18 protein-coding genes and 2 pseudogenes are annotated in these 18,159 nt (G+C 55.3%); 10 read left to right on the top strand and 10 right to left on the bottom strand.

Translation table 11 applies throughout. From position 1 onward, the window contains the following. Nucleotides 1-2: 2 nt before the first annotated feature. Genes NO362_RS13585 through NO362_RS13575 form a run of 3 tightly spaced genes read right to left on the bottom strand, consistent with a single transcriptional unit; the run spans nt 3 to nt 3,040 of the window. Complete coding sequence (locus tag NO362_RS13585; RefSeq protein WP_256546818.1) at nt 3-863, bottom strand: hypothetical protein; 861 nt, start codon at nt 861-863, stop codon at nt 3-5. Then, the gene (locus NO362_RS13580; protein WP_256546874.1) at nt 860-2,566 is read right to left on the bottom strand and encodes a DUF8186 domain-containing protein; all 1,707 of its coding nucleotides are present in this window, start codon (nt 2,564-2,566) and stop codon (nt 860-862) included. The genes NO362_RS13585 and NO362_RS13580 overlap by 4 nt, the downstream gene beginning before the upstream one ends. A 54-nt stretch (nt 2,567-2,620) precedes the next feature. Beyond that, a complete protein-coding gene (locus NO362_RS13575; protein ID WP_439331180.1) occupies nt 2,621-3,040 on the bottom strand; it encodes a DUF7985 family protein in 420 nt (139 codons plus the stop codon). A 749-nt stretch (nt 3,041-3,789) separates the two neighbouring features. Between NO362_RS13575 and NO362_RS13570 the strand changes: the two genes are divergently transcribed. From NO362_RS13570 to NO362_RS13555, 4 genes are all read left to right on the top strand, one after another. Beyond that, nucleotides 3,790-4,524: a hypothetical protein gene (locus tag NO362_RS13570; RefSeq protein WP_256546817.1), complete on the top strand. Its 735-nt coding sequence runs from the start codon at nt 3,790-3,792 to the stop codon at nt 4,522-4,524. Between the two features lie 438 nt (nt 4,525-4,962). Continuing rightward, entirely contained in the window at nt 4,963-5,502 is a 540-nt protein-coding gene (locus NO362_RS13565) for a Mov34/MPN/PAD-1 family protein (RefSeq protein WP_256546816.1), read from the top strand. After that, nucleotides 5,495-6,049 (top strand): hypothetical protein, encoded by a 555-nt coding sequence (locus tag NO362_RS13560; protein WP_256546815.1) that lies wholly within the window; start codon nt 5,495-5,497, stop codon nt 6,047-6,049. Before NO362_RS13565 ends, NO362_RS13560 begins: the two co-directional genes overlap by 8 nt. Before the next feature lies 1 nt (nt 6,050). Then, nucleotides 6,051-6,557: a hypothetical protein gene (locus NO362_RS13555; RefSeq protein ID WP_256546814.1), complete on the top strand. Its 507-nt coding sequence runs from the start codon at nt 6,051-6,053 to the stop codon at nt 6,555-6,557. Between the two features lie 88 nt (nt 6,558-6,645). Here the strand turns inward: NO362_RS13555 and NO362_RS13550 are convergent, their stop codons facing one another. The 4 genes from NO362_RS13550 to NO362_RS13535 form a co-directional block, all read right to left on the bottom strand. Further along, on the bottom strand, nt 6,646-7,419 hold the full coding sequence (locus NO362_RS13550) for a PKD domain-containing protein (RefSeq protein WP_256546813.1): 774 nt from the start codon (nt 7,417-7,419) through the stop codon (nt 6,646-6,648). A 1,244-nt stretch (nt 7,420-8,663) separates the two neighbouring features. After that, nucleotides 8,664-8,921 carry a DUF7344 domain-containing protein gene (locus NO362_RS13545; RefSeq protein ID WP_256546812.1) on the bottom strand — a complete coding sequence of 86 codons (258 nt, stop codon included), beginning with the start codon at nt 8,919-8,921 and terminating at the stop codon, nt 8,664-8,666. Nucleotides 8,922-8,991: 70 nt separating this feature from the next. After that, nucleotides 8,992-10,125: a hypothetical protein gene (locus NO362_RS13540; protein WP_256546811.1), complete on the bottom strand. Its 1,134-nt coding sequence runs from the start codon at nt 10,123-10,125 to the stop codon at nt 8,992-8,994. Between the two features lie 371 nt (nt 10,126-10,496). After that, nucleotides 10,497-11,795, bottom strand: a complete 1,299-nt coding sequence (locus tag NO362_RS13535; RefSeq protein WP_256546810.1) for a Cdc6/Cdc18 family protein — start codon at nt 11,793-11,795, stop codon at nt 10,497-10,499. A 241-nt stretch (nt 11,796-12,036) separates the two neighbouring features. Here NO362_RS13535 and NO362_RS13530 point away from each other — a divergent pair, with 241 nt between their 5' ends. Both NO362_RS13530 and NO362_RS13525 read left to right on the top strand, forming a co-directional pair. Beyond that, a complete protein-coding gene (locus tag NO362_RS13530; RefSeq protein WP_256546809.1) occupies nt 12,037-12,306 on the top strand; it encodes an AbrB/MazE/SpoVT family DNA-binding domain-containing protein in 270 nt (89 codons plus the stop codon). 15 nt (nt 12,307-12,321) lie between these two features. Next, a complete protein-coding gene (locus NO362_RS13525) occupies nt 12,322-12,672 on the top strand; it encodes a type II toxin-antitoxin system PemK/MazF family toxin (RefSeq protein ID WP_256546808.1) in 351 nt (116 codons plus the stop codon). A gap of 26 nt (nt 12,673-12,698) precedes the next feature. Here the strand turns inward: NO362_RS13525 and tnpA are convergent. Continuing rightward, a pseudogene (gene tnpA / locus NO362_RS13520) lies at nt 12,699-12,914 on the bottom strand (IS200/IS605 family transposase); the annotation flags it as partial. A gap of 45 nt (nt 12,915-12,959) precedes the next feature. On the opposite strand from tnpA, the pseudogene NO362_RS14620 reads away from it, so the two are divergent. Beyond that, nucleotides 12,960-13,055 (top strand): annotated as a pseudogene (locus NO362_RS14620) (radical SAM protein); the annotation flags it as partial. A 51-nt stretch (nt 13,056-13,106) separates the two neighbouring features. Next, nucleotides 13,107-13,328 (top strand): hypothetical protein, encoded by a 222-nt coding sequence (locus NO362_RS13515; protein ID WP_256546807.1) that lies wholly within the window; start codon nt 13,107-13,109, stop codon nt 13,326-13,328. Nucleotides 13,329-13,376: 48 nt separating this feature from the next. Here the strand turns inward: NO362_RS13515 and NO362_RS13510 are convergent, their stop codons facing one another. Further along, nucleotides 13,377-14,264 (bottom strand): metallophosphoesterase family protein, encoded by an 888-nt coding sequence (locus tag NO362_RS13510; protein WP_256546806.1) that lies wholly within the window; start codon nt 14,262-14,264, stop codon nt 13,377-13,379. 833 nt (nt 14,265-15,097) lie between these two features. On the opposite strand from NO362_RS13510, the gene NO362_RS13505 reads away from it, so the two are divergent. Together NO362_RS13505 and NO362_RS13500 are read left to right on the top strand one after the other, a co-directional pair. After that, nucleotides 15,098-15,427 (top strand): ArsR family transcriptional regulator, encoded by a 330-nt coding sequence (locus NO362_RS13505; RefSeq protein ID WP_256546805.1) that lies wholly within the window; start codon nt 15,098-15,100, stop codon nt 15,425-15,427. A 410-nt stretch (nt 15,428-15,837) separates the two neighbouring features. Continuing rightward, nucleotides 15,838-16,383, top strand: coding sequence for a ferritin (locus NO362_RS13500; protein WP_256546804.1), 546 nt, complete (start codon nt 15,838-15,840; stop codon nt 16,381-16,383). A gap of 43 nt (nt 16,384-16,426) precedes the next feature. On the opposite strand, the gene NO362_RS13495 is transcribed toward NO362_RS13500, so the two are convergent. Then, nucleotides 16,427-17,515 carry a geranylgeranyl reductase family protein gene (locus tag NO362_RS13495; protein WP_256546803.1) on the bottom strand — a complete coding sequence of 363 codons (1,089 nt, stop codon included), beginning with the start codon at nt 17,513-17,515 and terminating at the stop codon, nt 16,427-16,429. Nucleotides 17,516-18,159: the final 644 nt, after the last annotated feature.

The following is an 18,159-nucleotide window of genomic DNA, read 5'->3' as shown; positions in this document are numbered from 1 at the left end:
AGCTACGTCTCACTGAGGGTGATATCACATCCATCTGGTTCTGATGATGCTGAATACTGGATGTCATATTTGTTCGCAATACGGAGGACACCAACCTGTGTCTCAAGAGCGAGTTCAAACTCCCCACTCTGCTCATCTTCTGTACAGGATGTACCTGCACCGGGGACGAAGGCAAATGGTGACCGGGAACTATAGACCGTGATTTGTTCTCCAGCACTTATGACGACTTGATTGACCTCTGATTCAGATTTCGGGTCGTATATGCCACTAACATCGTCGCTGTCCGCATAATTCGTGCCTTCTTCATCAGAGGGGTACGGGACATCACCACTGAAGAGTAATTTCGTTATGGCATCTGGACCGCTACCCCGATTCTCAACCGTCACGAAGGCTTCTTCCGTAATCTCATCTCTTGGTCCATTCCACATCTTTTCGGGCTGGTTTCTCCCGATTCCCATATCAACGATTTCAAGGTCTGGTTGAATGGAAAGCAAGGTCTCTGCTAGGGCATCTCCATTTCTCAGCGCAATCACGCTGTATTCTCCAGATGCGTAGGATGTTCCAATCGCGAATGAGACCCGTTGAGCTCCTGCAGCCACATCACGTGTTCCGAAGAGCTCACCGTTCGGTTGGATGAGGTTGATTTGATCAACGTCAGCGTCAGGCGAAAATTCGACAACGAGTGTGGTCCCTTCGACAGCGACTCGTTGCAGCGGGCCGTGACCGTCTGGAGAGTCGGTCACATCATCAGGCGTGCCAGAGTCTCCATCGTTGTTCAGACAGCCAGCAACGCTCACAAGCGCCGCACTTGCGGCTGTACGAAGGGCGGTTCGTCTACTGATAGGTGAGTTGTATCTTGTCATTGGTCTTGTTGGAAGAGGTCTTCTGGACCAAGCATTCTGAGAAGACGATGTCCGGCGTAGAACATCACGAAGAACGGGATCAACTGCCAGAAACTCTCAAAGATGAACGCGAACCAGCCGTCGATGGTTCCGAGTGGATGCCAGCGCACCGTCGCTGTATCACTTACATACGCAGGGTTCTTCCCCAGCCACGATCCCGGATAATACCGGGCGGTGTAGATGTCAGGATCATCAAGCGTGACGAGAGCGATACCAAAGGCATTGGTCTCAACTCGCTTCTCACCGATTGTGATGTACCCCTCGCGAGTATCCCCACCGATGGGACTCCAGCGGCTCTCATTAGCGAGGACAATAGGATCGCCAGTCTGTGAATCACGCAACTGCACCTCCACAAGCGCTTGTGACTGGTTCTGCCACAGGATGTCGGCTGTCAGGGTACTCTCGCGAAGTTGTCGTTCGGATCCGGACGGCGGTTCGACAATTGAGGCATTAACACCCCGAACGATGCCGGCGACACGAAGGGCCTCTCGATCAAGGGTCTGCGATCGGACCGCAACCCCGTATGTCGTCGTATAGGACTGGTTTACGACTTCAATATCGACGTTCTCGTCGATCGTCCCGGTAGGAGTCCCGCGCTTGATACCCCACGTCTCGAGAATGTCTGGTCCATCTCGCACGGGTTCTGCACGGGGGCCAATCCGCGACGGATACGCGTGAACGTACACTGGGATCGCATCTGATTCATATTCTGTGCTCGCAGTCTGATTTGCAGAGACGAGCGTGTCCCAGTTGGTGTCACGAGCGGTGTAAAAGCGCCAGATCCCACGGACACGTGCATCCGTCTCATCAGTGAGTGTATAACCCTGCCACGGCTGGGTTTGGAAGATTGCGACTCCAGCGTCACCGTTCGGGAATGTCGCGTAATACGGCGATGCCGAGAGGTCATAGATCTTGACGGCTATTGAATCGGAGACGGTGTGAGTTTCAGTGTGATAGCTGACAGTGCCAGCGGACTGAGTACCAGCGCCGGTTCGGACGGCCTGTCGCAATCGCACGTGGATATCTGCTTCCAGCGTGAGCGTTGCATTCCAATCGTCGCTGATCTGATAGTCAAGAACCGGCGTGTGTGTGCCACTCGTCTTCGCGATGGTCTCCCCATCTTTCTGGAGGCGAATCTCTTCAATCTCGTGGGCCGCGAGAGACCAAGTGGTGCTCTCGGCTGTGTCGCTTTCGTTCGGCACACGAACGCGATAGTCGATAAAGCCGCGGAGCGTGCCCTCCGGTGCAATATAATGAGGCGTGACGCCGGATTCGAGATGCCCGTGCGTCGAGGGTTGGACAGCGAATATTGTTGCGTGGGCGTCTTTGATGAATTCCCCATCGTGTAGCGCCGCGTGAGGTGGATAGACAGACGTCTCTGTGTCGCCGGCGTTGAGATCTGTGAAATCATTCCGGGTCCACGTGGCGGCGGTCGCCGGTGGTCGCTTGAACGTGATATCTGTCCCGTTCGCGAGTTGGTGGATGACCGTCCGGGTGTCTCCATAGCGCTGCTGGTATTCCGCCTGTGTAATGTAGGCGTCTGCGTCACGAGACCAAAGCGTGGCAGACTCATTTTCAGTGAGTCCATTCGCTTCGGTACCGGGCCGCGGCGGATTCGCTGAGACGACGCTTGTGATGAGACTCGCTATGAGGATAGCCACAATGAACACCGCAACCGGCGATGGAATCGGAGATCTCACGAGTGCGTTGGAGACGGCTTACCAGGGCGCGAGATCAACACACTGGGCTAATGGCAGCCCCATCACAGAACCAGCCACGGTGTAGAGGGGTCCCAGAATAAGCAGGACTACAGCGGATTTCATCGCGGACCGCTTGTGCCGCTTGAGTCCTTTCTTCTGATCGGGGTTGAGCGTGAACATCTCAATAAGAGAGTCAGCCTGCCAGACGACCGCCAGTCCGACGATCCCCAACGCAGTCGAGAGCTGGAAGAACCCCTCAATCATCCCTGGGAGGTTATCAGCGCTACAAACAGCACTCTGTGACGTCTGTTGGGCAAGCGCAGGCTCAACAGCAATTACTGAGAGAAGTACAATTGCGACCGGAATGTGCAGTTTGAGAGGCCCTGCTGTGAACGAATGCGGCGTTTCACCGGTTGTGTTGGAGTCAGATCCGTGCATACGTGTGAGTGTGTCGCTGCCCGCATTCGAGACGCTCCGAGCGCTCTCAGAGAACGGGACATCAGCGTTCCGTTCTAGCACTGAGTGGTGTCGTATATGAATTTGAACATTCGTGCGTATTATTGAAGAATAATACGAATGTTCTAGTATTTGATAGCACTTATAGCAACAATTAGATCTAATTATTCAAAATTAAGCCCAAGTAATAAAATTATAAGCCAAATAGTATATTATATTCTGTGATTACAGTATACTATAACGAGCGAAGAACAAGTTCAATAACATAGACAGATTAGCTGCCTGTAATGGTGGGGTCAGACGTTAGACAACGCTTACTCGTGGTGCTCGTTCTCGTCTGCGTCTGTGGGCTCTGTAGCGTTTCCCGTCCCGGCTAGGGAGCTGTCGATTCACTCGCATTGAATACGACATACTCACCGACCACCGGACTCGGTGGCGTATAGGTGAACGCTGCCTCTGCTTGGAGTGGGTTAGACGAGAGACACCCAGAAAGTGCCGTAAGATCAGCGATAGCCCCTCCACGGAGGAGATTGCGGCGCTTCACACGCTACAATAAATTACAATCCCAATGAAACTTTCTCGTCTTCCAGACGCAGTCTGTCTCTTTCGACGGGAACGGGCGGACGGGTTGGTCTCTGTTATGTCTCCGACAACCCTAACTCGTATCCATTACTAGTAAAGGATACCAGTAAATATAAGTAACTGGTAAATAACAGGTTTGAGTGTAGCCAATGAACACGAAATTCCGTACGGTCACTGTGCTGGTGCTCTCGCTCGTGCTCGTGGGGAGCACGATCGGGTTCCCACTAGCCGCCGGAGTTGCGAGCGCACAAGAGACGAACACCACCGCTACCGCGACGTCGACGCCAACGCCGACTGCATCGGACACCACGACCGCAGCCGCCTGTGAGGACCCGAGCCTTCCGCAGATGGACGCTGCCCGGCTCTACGCGCCTGTCCAACAGATCGAGGCCGGACAGCCCGGCCGCATCGAGGGTGGTTTCGACCTCGACAATCAGGCAGAGTGTCCTGTCGTGGTCGAGGTGCGACTGATGGTCCAATCCGGGATGAGCATCAGTGGCGGGAGTGACTGGGGCTCGACCGCGGCCGGGATGGTCTCTACCGAGTTCACGATCACGCCGGACGGCTCTGACACTGAAGACATCGCTGCAAACGTCTACAGCCGAAACACCGGCGAAGCCCGTGTCGACGCCGAAATCGAATACTGGCCTCAGGGACACCCCGAGATGAGCCAGAACCTCGACAGCCAGCGGTTCTACTTCGATGTCACCGAACCGGCCACGGAGACGGCCGCTGGTGGTACCGGCGGCGGAAGCGATGGTAGCAGCATCCTGTCGGGTCTCTCGAATCTCGATTCGGAGATTCTGCTGTTCTTCCTCGCCGCACTCGCCATCGTGGGGATGATGTATATCGCCCCCAAGCTCGGGATCAACCTCGGCAAGTAAGCATCGACCGTCTCTCGCCCCAGCCATCCAGGGCAACTATCGACGCGCTCTTGGGGGAGTGACAGCGGGTCTCGCCGGCGGGGATACGAAACGCAGCGACTACAATCCAACCAACCGTAAAACACAATGTTCGACAACATTTTTGGCGGCTCAGACGACGAAGACGACGACAAGGACGACGTCCAGCGAAACGGTGCCGATAGCGAATGGGACATCGAAGTAACGGGACACACCGGCTTCAGGAGCTCGAGTAGCAACGACAGCAGCTCCAGTAGTGGATGGTTTCGGACACACACCATCTCCCTCGATTTGGACTCAAGTGAGGGGACGGCATCAACGGACACACAGTCGCCGTCCCAGCCGTCGCAGCCGGCGGTACCCGACGAGCCCACGACAGGACCATCGCCCGGGTCCAGTTCGTACGACCGTGGGACGTTCGTGTTCCCCGATAGCCGCGACTTTATGCAGAAGGTCGAGGCACGCGGTCTCAACGGGGCACACAACCGCGTCGAAACAGTGTACGTCCTCGCAGGCAACTCCTATACTATGCCCACGGATTTGTTCCGACTCGACAATCCGTCGTACTACAAGTCGGCGACGCGTCGGAGTGTCGTCTCTTACGGCCGGAAGATGGCCAACAAAGTTGCGGCGCTCTATCCCGACGGCAAGGCCCCCAAACTGTTAGTCCGGTTCCACACGCACCCGGGCGGTTCAACCCGACCGAGTGACGCCGACAGACAGAGTGCTGCGCAGATCAGAGACACCTTTGCTGAGGCCTTTGGGACGAGTGACTTCGAGTTCTTCCAAGGGATCCACGCCTACAAGGACCACGGCAGCAACCCCTCGCCTTCGGAACGCCACTCGCCGACGGCCCGCAGCAATTCGGTCTCCTGGCGGGGCGAGCAGTATCGACACGAACTGGCTCTCTTCGGACCGAAGTTCCAGAACCCGCGGAAAGCAGTGGTGAGCGATGACTAAAAAAAGCGAGAAGCTCGCAGCGGCGCTTCAGCAGTTAGACGCCGAGACTGCTGAGGGTCTCCAAGATCTCGCGGAGAATAATCCCGAGTTACTCCGAGAGACGCTCAGCGACCTCGGCTATCTCCCGACTGTCAATCAAGAGTCGCAGGCGGCGGAGAAAGCAGCTGAGCTGCCAGACGCTCAGCGTCGCCTTGCGGACGCACTGCAGGAGATGGGGAGTCCTCGTACTGCCGAGGAAGTCGTCGACCTCATACAACACGAATTCCCCGAGATCATCGACGAGTTCCAGTCGGCAAAACACCGCCCATGGATGTCGACGCAGTTGAACGAACTCGTCGAGCGTGGTCTCATCGGTCGGTTCCGCGACGGACGAACGGTCAGATACACGTTCAAACCAACCGAGGCAGTTCGTCACTGGGCGCTGCACAACAACCGATTCGTCGAAGATCTCGAACGCGGGACCGCCCGCGAGATCGCCGACGATACCGGAATGCCCGTCCGTACGGTTCGCGAAGCCATCGACGAAATTACAGCGGAGAGTGACTGAAATGTACGACCCAACGCAGGAACCCAACCGCGATCCGAAAAACAGCACAGAGAACGAGCACTCCGATGTGGATTCCGTCGAAGATGAGGAGCCGTCATCGGATGACGATGATGCTGTCCCGGCGGTCAACGAGCGCACCGATCCACGCGTGACTGTCCAGACGGTCACGGAACTTCACCGCCGTCTCCTCGACGTGGACAGCACAGTTGGTGACCTCGAAGCGATGCTGACAGTCATCACCGAACTGCTCGCGGCTGACGAGAACGTGGCCACTGAGGAACTACAGGGAGAGGTCACCGACGTTGTCGAACAACTTGATGCGGCAAGCGCACAACTTGATGAGATTGCAAGTGCCGCTCATCGGTTCCAAGAGCTGATCGACGAACAGTCTGGCGACACAGCGGGTGGAAGCGATGCTGAGCCCGATGGGCGAGAGTGGACATCGGTCTTCGACGATGCTGATGAGTACGTCAGAAACACGACCGCGACGACTCCCGACGAGCAGTAGTACTTGCTGTTCCCCTAGGATCTGGGTCCTGACACGTTCTGCAGTAGGTTCGTTCGGTCGTGTAAATATCTCGGATGGTACGTTGTCGTTACGACGTCACCGTGATCGGGATTTGGACGCTTCGTGACTCTCTGTTTTCTGTATCGTCTCCGAAGTAGTAGACCGCATAGCCAGTGATCGTATGCTTTCCAGGTTCGTTCGGCTCGATTTGGATGCGGAGCCCTTTGGACTCCCCTGGATCAAGGACAAACGTGGACGTATACTGTCCCTGGCCGCTCTCAATGAACGCACCTCCAGTCACGGACACCCCGGTTGGAGTTTCAATGATCAACTGAATCGTGAGGTCTCTGTTCCCGACAAGGTTCGCAGCGCTGAATTGCAGGGATGCGGACTCATCCACCGAAATCCCCGTCTCACTCCCTTTGAGGAGGATGTTCACCTGCTCGGTGTCAACCTGAAGTCGATCCTGAGTCGACTCGCTGGACGCCTTGGACTGTACGTAGACCCGCTGTACGCTCTCGTCGACCGAACAACCAGGACCACTGCCCAATTCGGCGCAGGCATCTGAATTCGCCACAAATGCGGTTGCGACTCGGAGCGTTGCCGTGAATGCGCCGGGGCCGTCTGTCCGAATCGTGACTTTCTCGCCGTCCCGGTAGACCTCGTCGCCCGCCGCGTCTTCGAACTCCCATCGATACGCTTCCGCAGTTGAGCCCGACGCATCAAACACAATCGGTTCGCCAGCCACGGGATTCGACGGTTGGTATGTGAACGACGCCTCGGCCGCGGTAGCGAGACAACCGGACAGTCCTGTCATCATCCCTGCTGCCCCAAGTGACTGGATTACCTGCCTGCGCCTCATCGGGTTCCAATGATACCTACCGTCTCTTATAACTCGTTACTCTGCTGCGAGTGGGGGACCTGCGACGTGAATGTGTGCCGTTAACCACCTCCAAAAGGCGATTAGAGAGGTTCACACTAAACCTCTCTAAGGATATGCGCATCATTACCATACGTCTGTAGGGTGGAGTATGCTGGTATGGGTCTGGCTGCTCCCGTGTGCGTGAGCCCGCGGACGAACGGGTGCGCTATCGCTCGCCATTGGAGCCTGCCTCCGAACAGCGGCATCAACCACAGTGTCTTCCACGGGGTCTCGACCCCGATTCGGACGGTCACATCGTATGGGTGACTCAATTGGTCCAGAACGGGGGCCAGAAGGGCGACTCCATTGGCCGGCTTGGCACAAAGGGTGTTGGAGAGGCAAATCGGCGACGTGCTGTCACCTCTGTCGAGCACGGCTAGTGGCGATTCCACTTCGATATATTAGTCGACCGCTCAGTGTGATCGCACTGAGCCTCATCAGTACACTTGTCGTTGGCATTGCCATCCACGAACTGGCACATATTGGGTGGTATTATGCGTCAACGGGAGTGCTCCCAGTCTGTGACTCTGGGTCACTACTGTCCCACCAACACGGCTTTATCTGGACGTGTACTGGGGATCTCTCTTCCTTAGGGAAGACACTGGCCGGTCCTCTGTCAGGTGGGCTGTTCGGGTTGGGGATGATGTATGTCGCAAGAAAGCGAGCAACGAGTCCACAGCGAACCGGGCTATTCGCAGGTGGATTGCTACTTTGGATTACGAACTCGCTCTACGGTCTCGGATGGCTACACGGAGTGTATGTTGAAAACGGCGACGTCGTCCTCTTGGGTGATGGTGTCGTTGCCATCCTGCAGGCCGGATACGCTGCACAGATCCCCGGGCTTGTGTTGTTATTTCTCGGAATGTACCTTGTCGCGCGCTCGGTCCAGTTTCGCGACCTTTCAGAGTGATCTCAATCGGCTACTCGTTCGATAGAGATGAGGACGCAGACGTTTCCCACGCTACTGTTGTCGACGGGAAGGGGAGTTGGAAGGGGGCCGAATGTGCCTCTGACGGACTGCGCTTGGAGAGAGGAGCGCGAGAATGGAATATCTTTTGATACTGCTCTGTTAGTTCTGTCGGGATACTGGTTTCTAGATGGTTTTTATTCGAGTCACTGCTGAAGAGTCCTTAGTAGTTCACAGCAAGTCGTCGGGGAGTTCATCGGCGTGCTCTCGCAGCAACTCAAGCAGGAGTCGGAGTTCGCCGTATTTGGGTCCCTTCACGATTTTGTGTTTCCTGGTTCCAGCGGATGAGTCCCGCCTCTTCTAATCGAGGAAGATGCAAGTGATAGATTTCAGCCTGAAGAGCCTCTAACGCGCGCTCTCCCTCGTGAACATCTTCTGGAACAGCGACGGTATCTCGCTGTGGATTGTGTTCGAGTAAGGTGACGACAACTCGGCGGCGATGAATATTCGCTAACGCCTCGAAATACTCGTCCATCGCCCCTAGCGTCTCGAACTCCTCTCGGAAGTGTGTTATGCCTTCACAATTGAGGGGGTCTTTTCTGTAGTCAGTTCAGAATAGGAAGAGACGGCAGCGGAACATCCAGGATCCAGTAGAGACGAACGTCGCCTAAGAGTGCGGCGAGAAGCACCAAGAGGCCGCCGAAGGTGAAGATCAAATACCAGAGCACGTAGTGGTGGAACACATCCAGCAACAGCGCTGCCACCGGTGCGATCAGCCCCACGATCCAGAGCACGACAAAGAGTTCTCCGGCGTTCTGTGGACCGAGGACTGGCGAGAGAATCACGCCGAGTAAGTACGCCGAAAGCGCTGTCGAGATCCACCCATAGGGGAGCGGAAAGAGCAGTCCGACGAGACCTTCTGGGGCGCGCTGGATCCGTTGTTTGACGCTCACGGCGGTGTAGAGGTACTTCCCCCAGCACACGGTCCAGACGTACTTGAGCTTGAGATAGAGCTGCCGCGTTCGAAGCCAGACAACTCGGTTGGGATTTCGATACTGCTCACCCAGGCGAGTATAGTAACGACTGGCAAATAGCCCGCCGATGACGGCGATTCCGGCTGCGAGAATCCACGGTGCGGACGAGAGCAATCCACGACCAAGTCCGGTGACGACGCGTTCGATGCGTTCGGATACTGTGGGGGGCGGCGGCTGCTGTGTGATCGAGAGATCAATTGCACGACCCTGTCCACCGGCTTTGTCGTCACCGAAGTAGTAGACTGCCTCCCCGGTGACGGCGTACTCGCCTGGGCTGTTGGGACGGATGAAGATCGTCGTGCCTTCTGTCTCGCCGGGGTCAAGATGTACCGTCCGGGTGAACTGACTCGATCCTGCGTCCACGTTTCGGGCGCCTGAGACGGCGACACCGCTCGGTGCTTCGAGGATCAACTGCACCGTCAGCGGCTCGGAATTCGTGACATAATTCGTCGCGCTGTACTGAAATACCGCGTACTCCTCGGGACCGACCACGGTGCGAGAGCTTCGTAAGTAGATGTTGACCCGCTTTGTGTCGATATCAAGTGGTTCTGCGGTCGTGTTTTCGGTGGTGTTGGCACTACTGCTCGCGTTGGCCGTATCGCCGGCCGCGACTACCACGCCGGCGCCGAGAGAACTGACCAGTAGGAGGATCACGATGAGACCGACCCCGAAGCGGCGTGTCTCCCCGGGTCGTCTTCGTGACACGTTCTGCACGTAGGTTCGTTCGGTAGGGTAAATATACCGGACAGTATGTCGTCGGTGTGCCGTCACCGTAGCATATCCTCACTCAATTTCTTAGCCCACCCCTCGTTCAGAGTGTATTGACTAACAGATCTTTCTCCAACGACTCACCCCACCCCTCATTCAGAGTGTATCGACTAACAGATCCTCGCTCAACTACTCTCCCCACCCCTCGTTCAGAGTGTATTGACTAACAGATCCTTCCCCAACTACTCACCCCACCCCTCATTCAGAGTGTATTGACTAACAGATCTTCTCTCAACTACTCTCCCCCACCCCTCGTTCAGAGTGTATTCAGCGACAAATCCCTCGCTCAACCACTCACCTGACTTGTTCTAGGTTGAATGATCAAGAGTCATCTGGAGGTCCCGATCCTCTACGTCCGCCAACTCTTCAAGATCAGCAAGAGACGGAAGGACCTCTAGACTTGCATCGCGGCGGACCGCTTTCACGATATGCTTTGGGTCCGTCACGAGTCGGTGGAGAAGGTAACTACCCTGTGAGCGGCCGCCGCCGGTCTTTGTGGATTCGATGACGCCCAAGAAGGCCTGCTCCTTCAGTTGTTTGTAGAGCCCGTTTTCGGTCACCGGGTCATACCCGGCGATATCGCACATCTGCGTATAGCGCTCGTAAACCTCCCGCGTCGAGAATGTCTCCTGGGAGTGAGTGAGAACCTGGCTGGCTAACGAATACAGCGCAAGTTTGGCGTGGATCGTCCCCCCACTCGTTAACTCTTCAACGCGGTTGATTTCGGCGACATTTTGGGCTTGCTTGATGTGTTGATCTGTGATCTTCGTGTCGCCGTTCCGCCGAGCGAGTTCCCCTGCTTCTTTCAGGATATCAATCGCCTTCCGTGCGTCACCGTGCTTTTTAGCCGCAAGCGCAGCACAGAGTTCGATGGTTCCGGACCCAAGCACGCCGGGTTGGAATGCATCCGTACGGTTCCGCATAATCTCCTGGAGCTGTTCGGCATCATAGGGATGGAAAAACAGCTCGCGATGACCAAAGCTGGAGTTGATTCGTTCGTCCAACTGCTCTTTGTATTGGATTTTGTTACTAATCCCGATGATCCCGATGTAGCACTCTGTTTTCTGGGCTTCCCGAGCGCGGGAGAGTTGCATCAGAATATTCGGGTCCGCAAGTTTGTCGATCTCATCGAGGATGACCAAGACGGCATCAAGATGGGCGTCGAGGATCTGCCAGATATGTCGATAGTACTCCATCGTCCCAACGCCACGAAGCGGTATGTGTTGGTCATACGCCGTTTGTTGTTTGAGTACCGTTGCAATCTGTCGCGTCGCCCGAGTTTCCGTATCAGCCTCTGAGCAATCAATATAGAGGACGTCGCAGTCAACGCCGTTTGCTTGGGCCGCATTCTTCGCCCGGGTCGCGACGTGCCGGGAGACAAGACTCTTGCCAGTTCCCGTCTTCCCATAGATCATCACATTGTTCGGCGGATCACCGCGGACGACTGCACCCGTTTCTTCGGCCACCGATTCGATCTCTGTGTCGCGCCCCACGATACGGTCCTCTTCAGGAACGTGCCCCACATGCAGTAGTTCCTTGCGAGTGAAAATGGGATCCTGATCAGCGAAGAGTGGATCACCAACCGTATCACCCCCGTCGTTTGTCATATAGCCTAGGCCTAACACTCACTCGTAATAAGGATGTGGGGGGTTCGTTCAAAGTGAAACCGTTGCTGTTGGCATCCGGTTGTTCAGACATATCTTGGGTGGTTATTGTTAGGGTCTCATAGAAGACTTGTCACGGTGTTTATTTCACGTCTTTGAGAGTGAATCGGCCGTGGGAACCGCTTGCGAATTGGATGACTATGCCACCGACATCTATATCAGTATGAAAAAAGTATGAATGAGTATGACTGAACACAAACGGAAAGTCGGAGATCGGGGTCAGGTGACGATTCCGAAGGAACTGCGAGACCGTCGTGGCATCGAAGGTGGTGACGAAGTAGAATTCATCGAAGTGGATGGCGAGATCATAATCAAACCGCCGACAGATGAGGAACGGCTTGCTGAAGGATATCGAAAGAGAGCCGAGCGGTCTCGTAAGTTGGCTGAAGAAATGGAAGAAGCATCCTCAGAAGCAACTGGGTATCTCGGTGACGCGCCCGGTTGGAGCGAGTGAATTCTGGAGTCAATTGTGCAGGTACGCCGCGGCGACATTGTCATCGTTGAACTGAATCCCACGAAAGGGAGTGAGCAGCAAGGAAAGAGCCGCCCCTGCGTTGTCATCCAGAACGATGTTGGGAATCAGTACTCACCGACAACCATCATCGCTCCACTCACAAAGCAATACACGTCTGGAGACACGTACCCGTTCGAAGTAGAAGTACTGGCTTCGGATACTGCTCTCGATCACGATTCAGTAGCAGATCTAAGTCAAATCCGGGTTGTCGACATCGACGAACGTGTAAAAAAGAACATTGGATCTGTCCCGTCATCAGATATGGTGAAAATCGACTCGGCAATCAAAAATAGCCTCGGCATTTGAGCGAAAAGTTCCGTCAGTGTATAGTCTGTGTCTGTCGAAACGTCGCCTGCTGTCCCAACGTAGTACGATTCTTCCCAAAATCCTCCACCCCACAGGTACTCCTCCAAGAACGGTTCGTGCTGTTCCCACATCTCCCGTGCTATGATGCTTTTGACCGTCCGTACGATCTCGCTCGGTGCGTGCTTCGGGTGGGCGGGAAGGAACAGGTGTACGTGGTCAGGCGAGATGTGGAGTCGTTCGAGAGACGAAGTCTCTCGTGATCCCGAAAATCTTTGATTTTCGGACGACGACGGCAGGCATCGGGGGCCGTGGACGCCCCGACCGTGACCCAGCCGACCGTTCGAGGCTATCAGGCCGATGGTCGAATGGGAGTGTCCGACTAACCCACGGGAAGTCTCGGGGCTTGACCCCGAGGCGGTTCACCAAGTGATCAAATGAGTCCTAGTGAAGACAAACTGAGACAACTCTGTGTTGAGATCATCGTGGAAACTGATGTAGCAGCAGTAACACCTGGTATCGTCTGCCAAGAACTTAGAGTAGAACACGACATAGCCTTTGATTACAATACAATCTTCGAACTTCTGCACGAGATGGAAGAAGATGGAGAACTAGTCTACCACCTCGGAGAATACAACGAGTTCGCAGTACCAGAGTGATGAGATTTTACTCTCTAGTGATCCGCCTGATGCTCAGGGATAGCGGGATCAGCTCGTGTTCACCTCAACGAAGCTGAACTCGTTGGTAGTGGGGCAGATATCAACGATACCGAGTCCACGGTAGCCGAGGTTAAGTAGATGAGGGGCACCTGTCTCGCTATCTCCGGTCTCGTACCCAAAGGCGTGAGAGTGTCCACTTACTGTTGCGTAGACGTCGTGCGTCTTTGTGATGAGATTTAGGGCGATAGAGCCGGTGTGAAACGCCTCACGGTCCTCTTCACGCGTTCCTGTCGAGTGGTGTCGATCGAAAGACGTGTTGAATGGGGAGAGATGAGAGACGATGACAACGTTCGACCTGTTGCCAACGAGGTCGGAAAGGTGGTCATACGTCTCCTGAATGCGGTGAACGCTCTGACGGAACCTCGGAATGTTCTCGTCGGCGATACCGAGTTCATCAGCGGCAGCAGATGTGCTCACTTGATCGGTGATGAGACGATGGAGTGCGTTTTCGATGGCATTCGCGGTTTGATCCGCCCGATACCGTCGCTCCCCACGTGGAGCGGTCCGAGGGTCAAGCGTAGGAAACGCTGCTTGATCAAGCGCATCATCAAGCGATCGAGACTCACATCCCCAGCCGACGACTGAACACGACTCATACTCACGGGTCACATTGTGACCGTTGGTCACGTGCTCAAATCCCTCGGCAACGCGTACAGGCATTGGATCGGGGTCGTGGTTCCCGGGTACGTACAAGACATCAATATCGAATTGATCGATGAACCAGCGTGCGAGTGCGATGTCATCGGCTCCGTCTCGATGTGTGAGGTCACCGGCGATGAATACGGCGTCGATGTCATCTGGGATCTCCATTGCGTCGATGTCGTAGTCACTCGCTGCGGGTTTGAGGTGAAGGTCGTTACAGACGAGGACCCTCATACTCGTAAGATAGTGGATGACTGTATAGGTCTGGTGTGTTATAGAACCCTTGTCACGGTGTTTGTTTCACGATCTCACAGCCGGATCAGCCGTGAGATCTTGCCTGCATATCGATCACTGTAAATTGGCTCGGGGCGACCCCGAGGCACTCGCCTTGTTTCCTCTGTAAAATTCTCTCGGAGGAATATTTTGGACACCCCCACCCCTCGTTCAGAGTGAAAACGGTTGTTACCCTCCCAGCAGCATCAGTGGAGCCGTCATCTAGTACTCGAAAGAAGATCTATTGAGTATGTGTTTGTGTCTGCAAATGAAATAAAATGTTGTTCTAGCGCCTCTATCGCAATATTATCAGTCTGAACGGGGGGTGTGTGAAAACTCTCTAGTACTCTTTTGAGAGTAGTTTTCACTCTGAACGAGGGGTGGGGGAGTAAGCCCTAGATCTGTGCGAGTTAGAGGAAGACTTCGACACCTACTGGATCCGTTCAAGATACAGAATCTAGCTGTCGGCTTCTGGGTCACTCTCCGTCCGACGCCGGAGGGCGATAGCAACGATGGCGACGATAGCGATACTTGCGATGAGTTTCGATCGTGACATACAGTTTTCGTGTACACTCTCCGGCACAAAAGTGTGTGGTTATCAAAAGCCGCTCATTTCTATAGATCGAAGCATTGCTGCTGCTCAATTCGGACGATTAGTTAATTAGTGCCACCGTCATTAGCGGATTTTGATTCGTCTATTCATCTCTGAGATCATCGTCCTGACACGGATTCTATGACACTCCCACTAGATCCACAAATAAAATATACTAATAGTAGATAGTAGCTACAGAAGAATGCCTATTCGACTTACCCAACCTACGGATTTCCTGATCCTAGACCTGTTATCAGACGGGAAACGGGACACGGGATCGAATATCGCAAAGCGAATCGACAAAAATCGAAGTTATATCAACACCCGACTCCCTGTGCTTGCTGATTATGATCTCATTGATAAAATTGGACCACACGAAAGCTCGGGACTGTATCAAATAACGCCCCTAGGTGTGGCTGCTGTGCAAAAGCAGGCGCTCTACGATCAGGATCAAGAGCAATTTGATGCGGCTATCCGTGAGTTAGCAGCCGATATCGAAATCGAAGGGCCAACCATTATTCAAAAGAGTTGAACTCCTTTCTAGGTATGTGTTGGAATTGGTCTCATCTGCTCTGTTGAGACCCTCAGCGACTGATAGAAAAGACGTGCAAGACACAGAGCGTGTGGTCAGTAGCTCCGGTAGTAACCGACCCCACTCTACTTCGCTCACTCTGACGGGTTCGCTCGTTGAGGGTGGGGCTTTGATGTGGGACTCGCTGTCAGCATCAGCCACGTTACTTGTTTCCTACCGTGTCGGCTTCCTCTCCGGCCTACTCGCGTCGTGCTTCCGACTGCCTGTCGGGAACCCTCGCTCCTTGAGGCCGGAGGCTCCGCCTCGAAACTGCTGAACATACCAATCACCTCCCAATCGTGGACTTCGGATACGCCTGGGCTTCGATGGCCCCCAACAATGATACCATAGACGAGCGTACATTTGGGGTAATGCTCACAGATTCGCTTGAGGAGGCATTGAACGAACAGATCAACGCCGAACTCTACTCAGAGCACTTGTACCTCTCGATAGCGGCCTACTATGAGGATGAAGGCCTGCCCGGGTTCGCGTCGTGGATGCGGGCCCAGGCCGACGAGGAGAGGGCGCACGCGATGCGAATCTATGACTTCGTCATCGAGCGCGATGGACGGGTTACTCTGGATTCCATTGACAGCCCGCCACAAGAGTGGTCCGGTCCGTCTGACGCCTTCGAGGCAGCCTACGAACACGAGCTCGAAATAACCGAGATGATCGACGACCTCGTCGCACTCGCCCGTGAAGAGAACGACAACGCGACCGAGAATATGCTCCAGTGGTTCGTCGCAGAGCAGGTTGAGGAGGAGGCGACAGCACAGGCCGTTCTGGACAAACTCAAGCACGTCGGTGACGATGGTCCCGGGCTCTTGATGGTTGACCAGGAACTCGGCCAGCGCGGTGGCGCCGGTGGAGACTCGGGTGATAACGGAGCGTCTGCATCTGAGCCCACGGGCGAGTAGTCAGGGACGGTGGCGTCGGACGTCCTGTCGTCAGTATTGTGGATTATGGGCGCCTAGGCAGAAGCTTCGCGAGGTTTTCGCGCGAGAAAAACGACGTCGGACGATCCATATGGACGCCGATCTCACCAGAGAGCGCACGGAGCCCGAGTCGCTGTATCGGTTCCGGCAGCGAGTACGCCCGGCGAAGCCAGTGACCAAGTGCGATTTCTCGAGAGAGTTCCGAGCGCCACGCGGACTCATAATCCCGGAGCGTCGCCGGATCCTCTGGCGAAATCGTCGCAGAAGCGCAGTCGGCTGCGGTCATCCCGTAGAGAATCCCCCCACCAGTGAACGGCTTGGTCTGTGCGGCGGCGTCTCCGATCAAAAAGACGCGCCGGCTGTGTACTCGATCGGGCGGGCCGATCGGAATCGCACCCGAGCAGAAGTGTTCGGTCTCGACGTCGTAGGCGTCGGTCAGGCGCTCGAAGCGGTCGGTCACCGATTCGCCTGGTGGTGCAGCAAGCCCATACTCAACGCCCGCGTCGCCGCGCGGGATGCGCCAAGCGAAGAATCGGGGTGCGGTGAGGTGGACGTCGACGAAGTCGCCATCATCGGGATCGGGATCGAACGCGAGCACGCCGTGCAGTAACTCGCCCGGTTCTGGGAGCCCAGCCTGCCGCCGGACGCGCGAGGTTGGGCCATCGCAGCCGGCGACCATCTTTGCTTGCACTGTCTCGGTACCGTTGGCATTCGAGACGGTGAGTTCAACGGCGTCGTTGTGCTCGTTGACGTCAACGACAGTATGCTGTTCGCGAACATCTGCACCCGCCTCGCGGGCGCAGTCCGCAAGCGTCCGATCGAGTTCGACGCGATCGATGACGTTCGAGATCTCCTCGCGCTTGTAGAACGGATACGACGAAGAGTCGGGGCCGCCGACGTGAAAGTGTGCGCCGTAGATGTGATTTTGGAGGAGATCTTGTTTCGCGTCGTCGGGGACGTACGCCCAAATGTCGGTGCTGACGTGGCCTGAACAGGCAAGCGGTGTCCCAACGGTCCCCTGCTCGAAGGCGACGACGTCATAGCCCGCTGCTGCCGCACGTCGGGCAAAGCGCGCACCAGCTGGCCCGACGCCGACAACCGCAAAATCGTACATTACGCTGTCAACTCAAGCGGACCAAAATAGAGTGTTTGGATTTGTGGCTTCGTTCTTGCCGGACAGTACAGCGGAATTGGGGTGTGATCCCCGACAAACAGTCTTTGGCCTAGGCGGGTATTGTTCTGATTAGCTGATTTACGGCAGTAGCGAGGCGAAACTCCACCGGCTTTAGCCGTACGGAGGATGTCTAGAACGATCGCTAGGCAGTTCATCGCTTCCGAAGAGCATCGTTACATATTCAATTAATGATGTCTAAAAAACAAGTGCGGGATTTCGGTGCCCCCTCCCTACCCCGAACCCGCAACCCTCTCCCTCCCTTCCCGATTTGTGGCTATGACTATCGCGAGGCGCGCTAACCTCGAAGTGCTTACCGGAGTGCAGCCGACACGGTGATTCTTACAAACTCGGCGGTCGCGTACTGTTCGTGGCCAGATTGTGTGGGTACGTAACACTGCGCTGTTTTCGAGTCTGGAGAGATCGGCTCACCAAGGTCGATACCGACTCGTCGTCTCGGACTCGGTGGGTGTTCTCCCAGTGTATTTGGGGTCCCTAGGATGTCATAGAACTCTTGTTCCGGTGTATATTTCGCAGTCTCATAACTGAATCAGCCTTGAGAACCTGTATGCACACCGACCGCCGGT

Origin of the sequence: Halobellus inordinatus (assembly GCF_024498335.1) — an archaeon.
GTDB classification, from domain to species: Archaea; Halobacteriota; Halobacteria; order Halobacteriales; family Haloferacaceae; genus Haloquadratum; species Haloquadratum inordinatus.
Note: the sequence above shows the minus strand (reverse complement) of the source record. Positions and strands in the feature narration are given on the sequence as shown.

Bases quoted from the DNA above. Each gene is read 5' to 3' on its own strand.
- NO362_RS13545 (WP_256546812.1), bottom strand. From the start codon at position 8,921: ATGGACGAGTATTTCGAGGCGTTAGCGAATATTCATCGCCGCCGAGTT.
- NO362_RS13510 (WP_256546806.1), bottom strand. From the start codon at position 14,264: ATGAGGGTCCTCGTCTGTAACGACCTTCACCTCAAACCCGCAGCGAGT.
- NO362_RS13505 (WP_256546805.1), top strand. From the start codon at position 15,098: ATGCCTATTCGACTTACCCAACCTACGGATTTCCTGATCCTAGACCTG.
- NO362_RS13585 (WP_256546818.1), bottom strand. From the start codon at position 863: ATGACAAGATACAACTCACCTATCAGTAGACGAACCGCCCTTCGTACA.
- NO362_RS13560 (WP_256546815.1), top strand. From the start codon at position 5,495: ATGACTAAAAAAAGCGAGAAGCTCGCAGCGGCGCTTCAGCAGTTAGAC.
- NO362_RS13555 (WP_256546814.1), top strand. From the start codon at position 6,051: ATGTACGACCCAACGCAGGAACCCAACCGCGATCCGAAAAACAGCACA.
- NO362_RS13515 (WP_256546807.1), top strand. From the start codon at position 13,107: ATGAGTCCTAGTGAAGACAAACTGAGACAACTCTGTGTTGAGATCATC.
- NO362_RS13575 (WP_439331180.1), bottom strand. From the start codon at position 3,040: ATGCACGGATCTGACTCCAACACAACCGGTGAAACGCCGCATTCGTTC.
- NO362_RS13570 (WP_256546817.1), top strand. From the start codon at position 3,790: ATGAACACGAAATTCCGTACGGTCACTGTGCTGGTGCTCTCGCTCGTG.
- NO362_RS13495 (WP_256546803.1), bottom strand. From the start codon at position 17,515: ATGTACGATTTTGCGGTTGTCGGCGTCGGGCCAGCTGGTGCGCGCTTT.
- NO362_RS13550 (WP_256546813.1), bottom strand. From the start codon at position 7,419: ATGAGGCGCAGGCAGGTAATCCAGTCACTTGGGGCAGCAGGGATGATG.
- NO362_RS13530 (WP_256546809.1), top strand. From the start codon at position 12,037: ATGACTGAACACAAACGGAAAGTCGGAGATCGGGGTCAGGTGACGATT.
- NO362_RS13500 (WP_256546804.1), top strand. From the start codon at position 15,838: ATGCTCACAGATTCGCTTGAGGAGGCATTGAACGAACAGATCAACGCC.
- NO362_RS13535 (WP_256546810.1), bottom strand. From the start codon at position 11,795: ATGACAAACGACGGGGGTGATACGGTTGGTGATCCACTCTTCGCTGAT.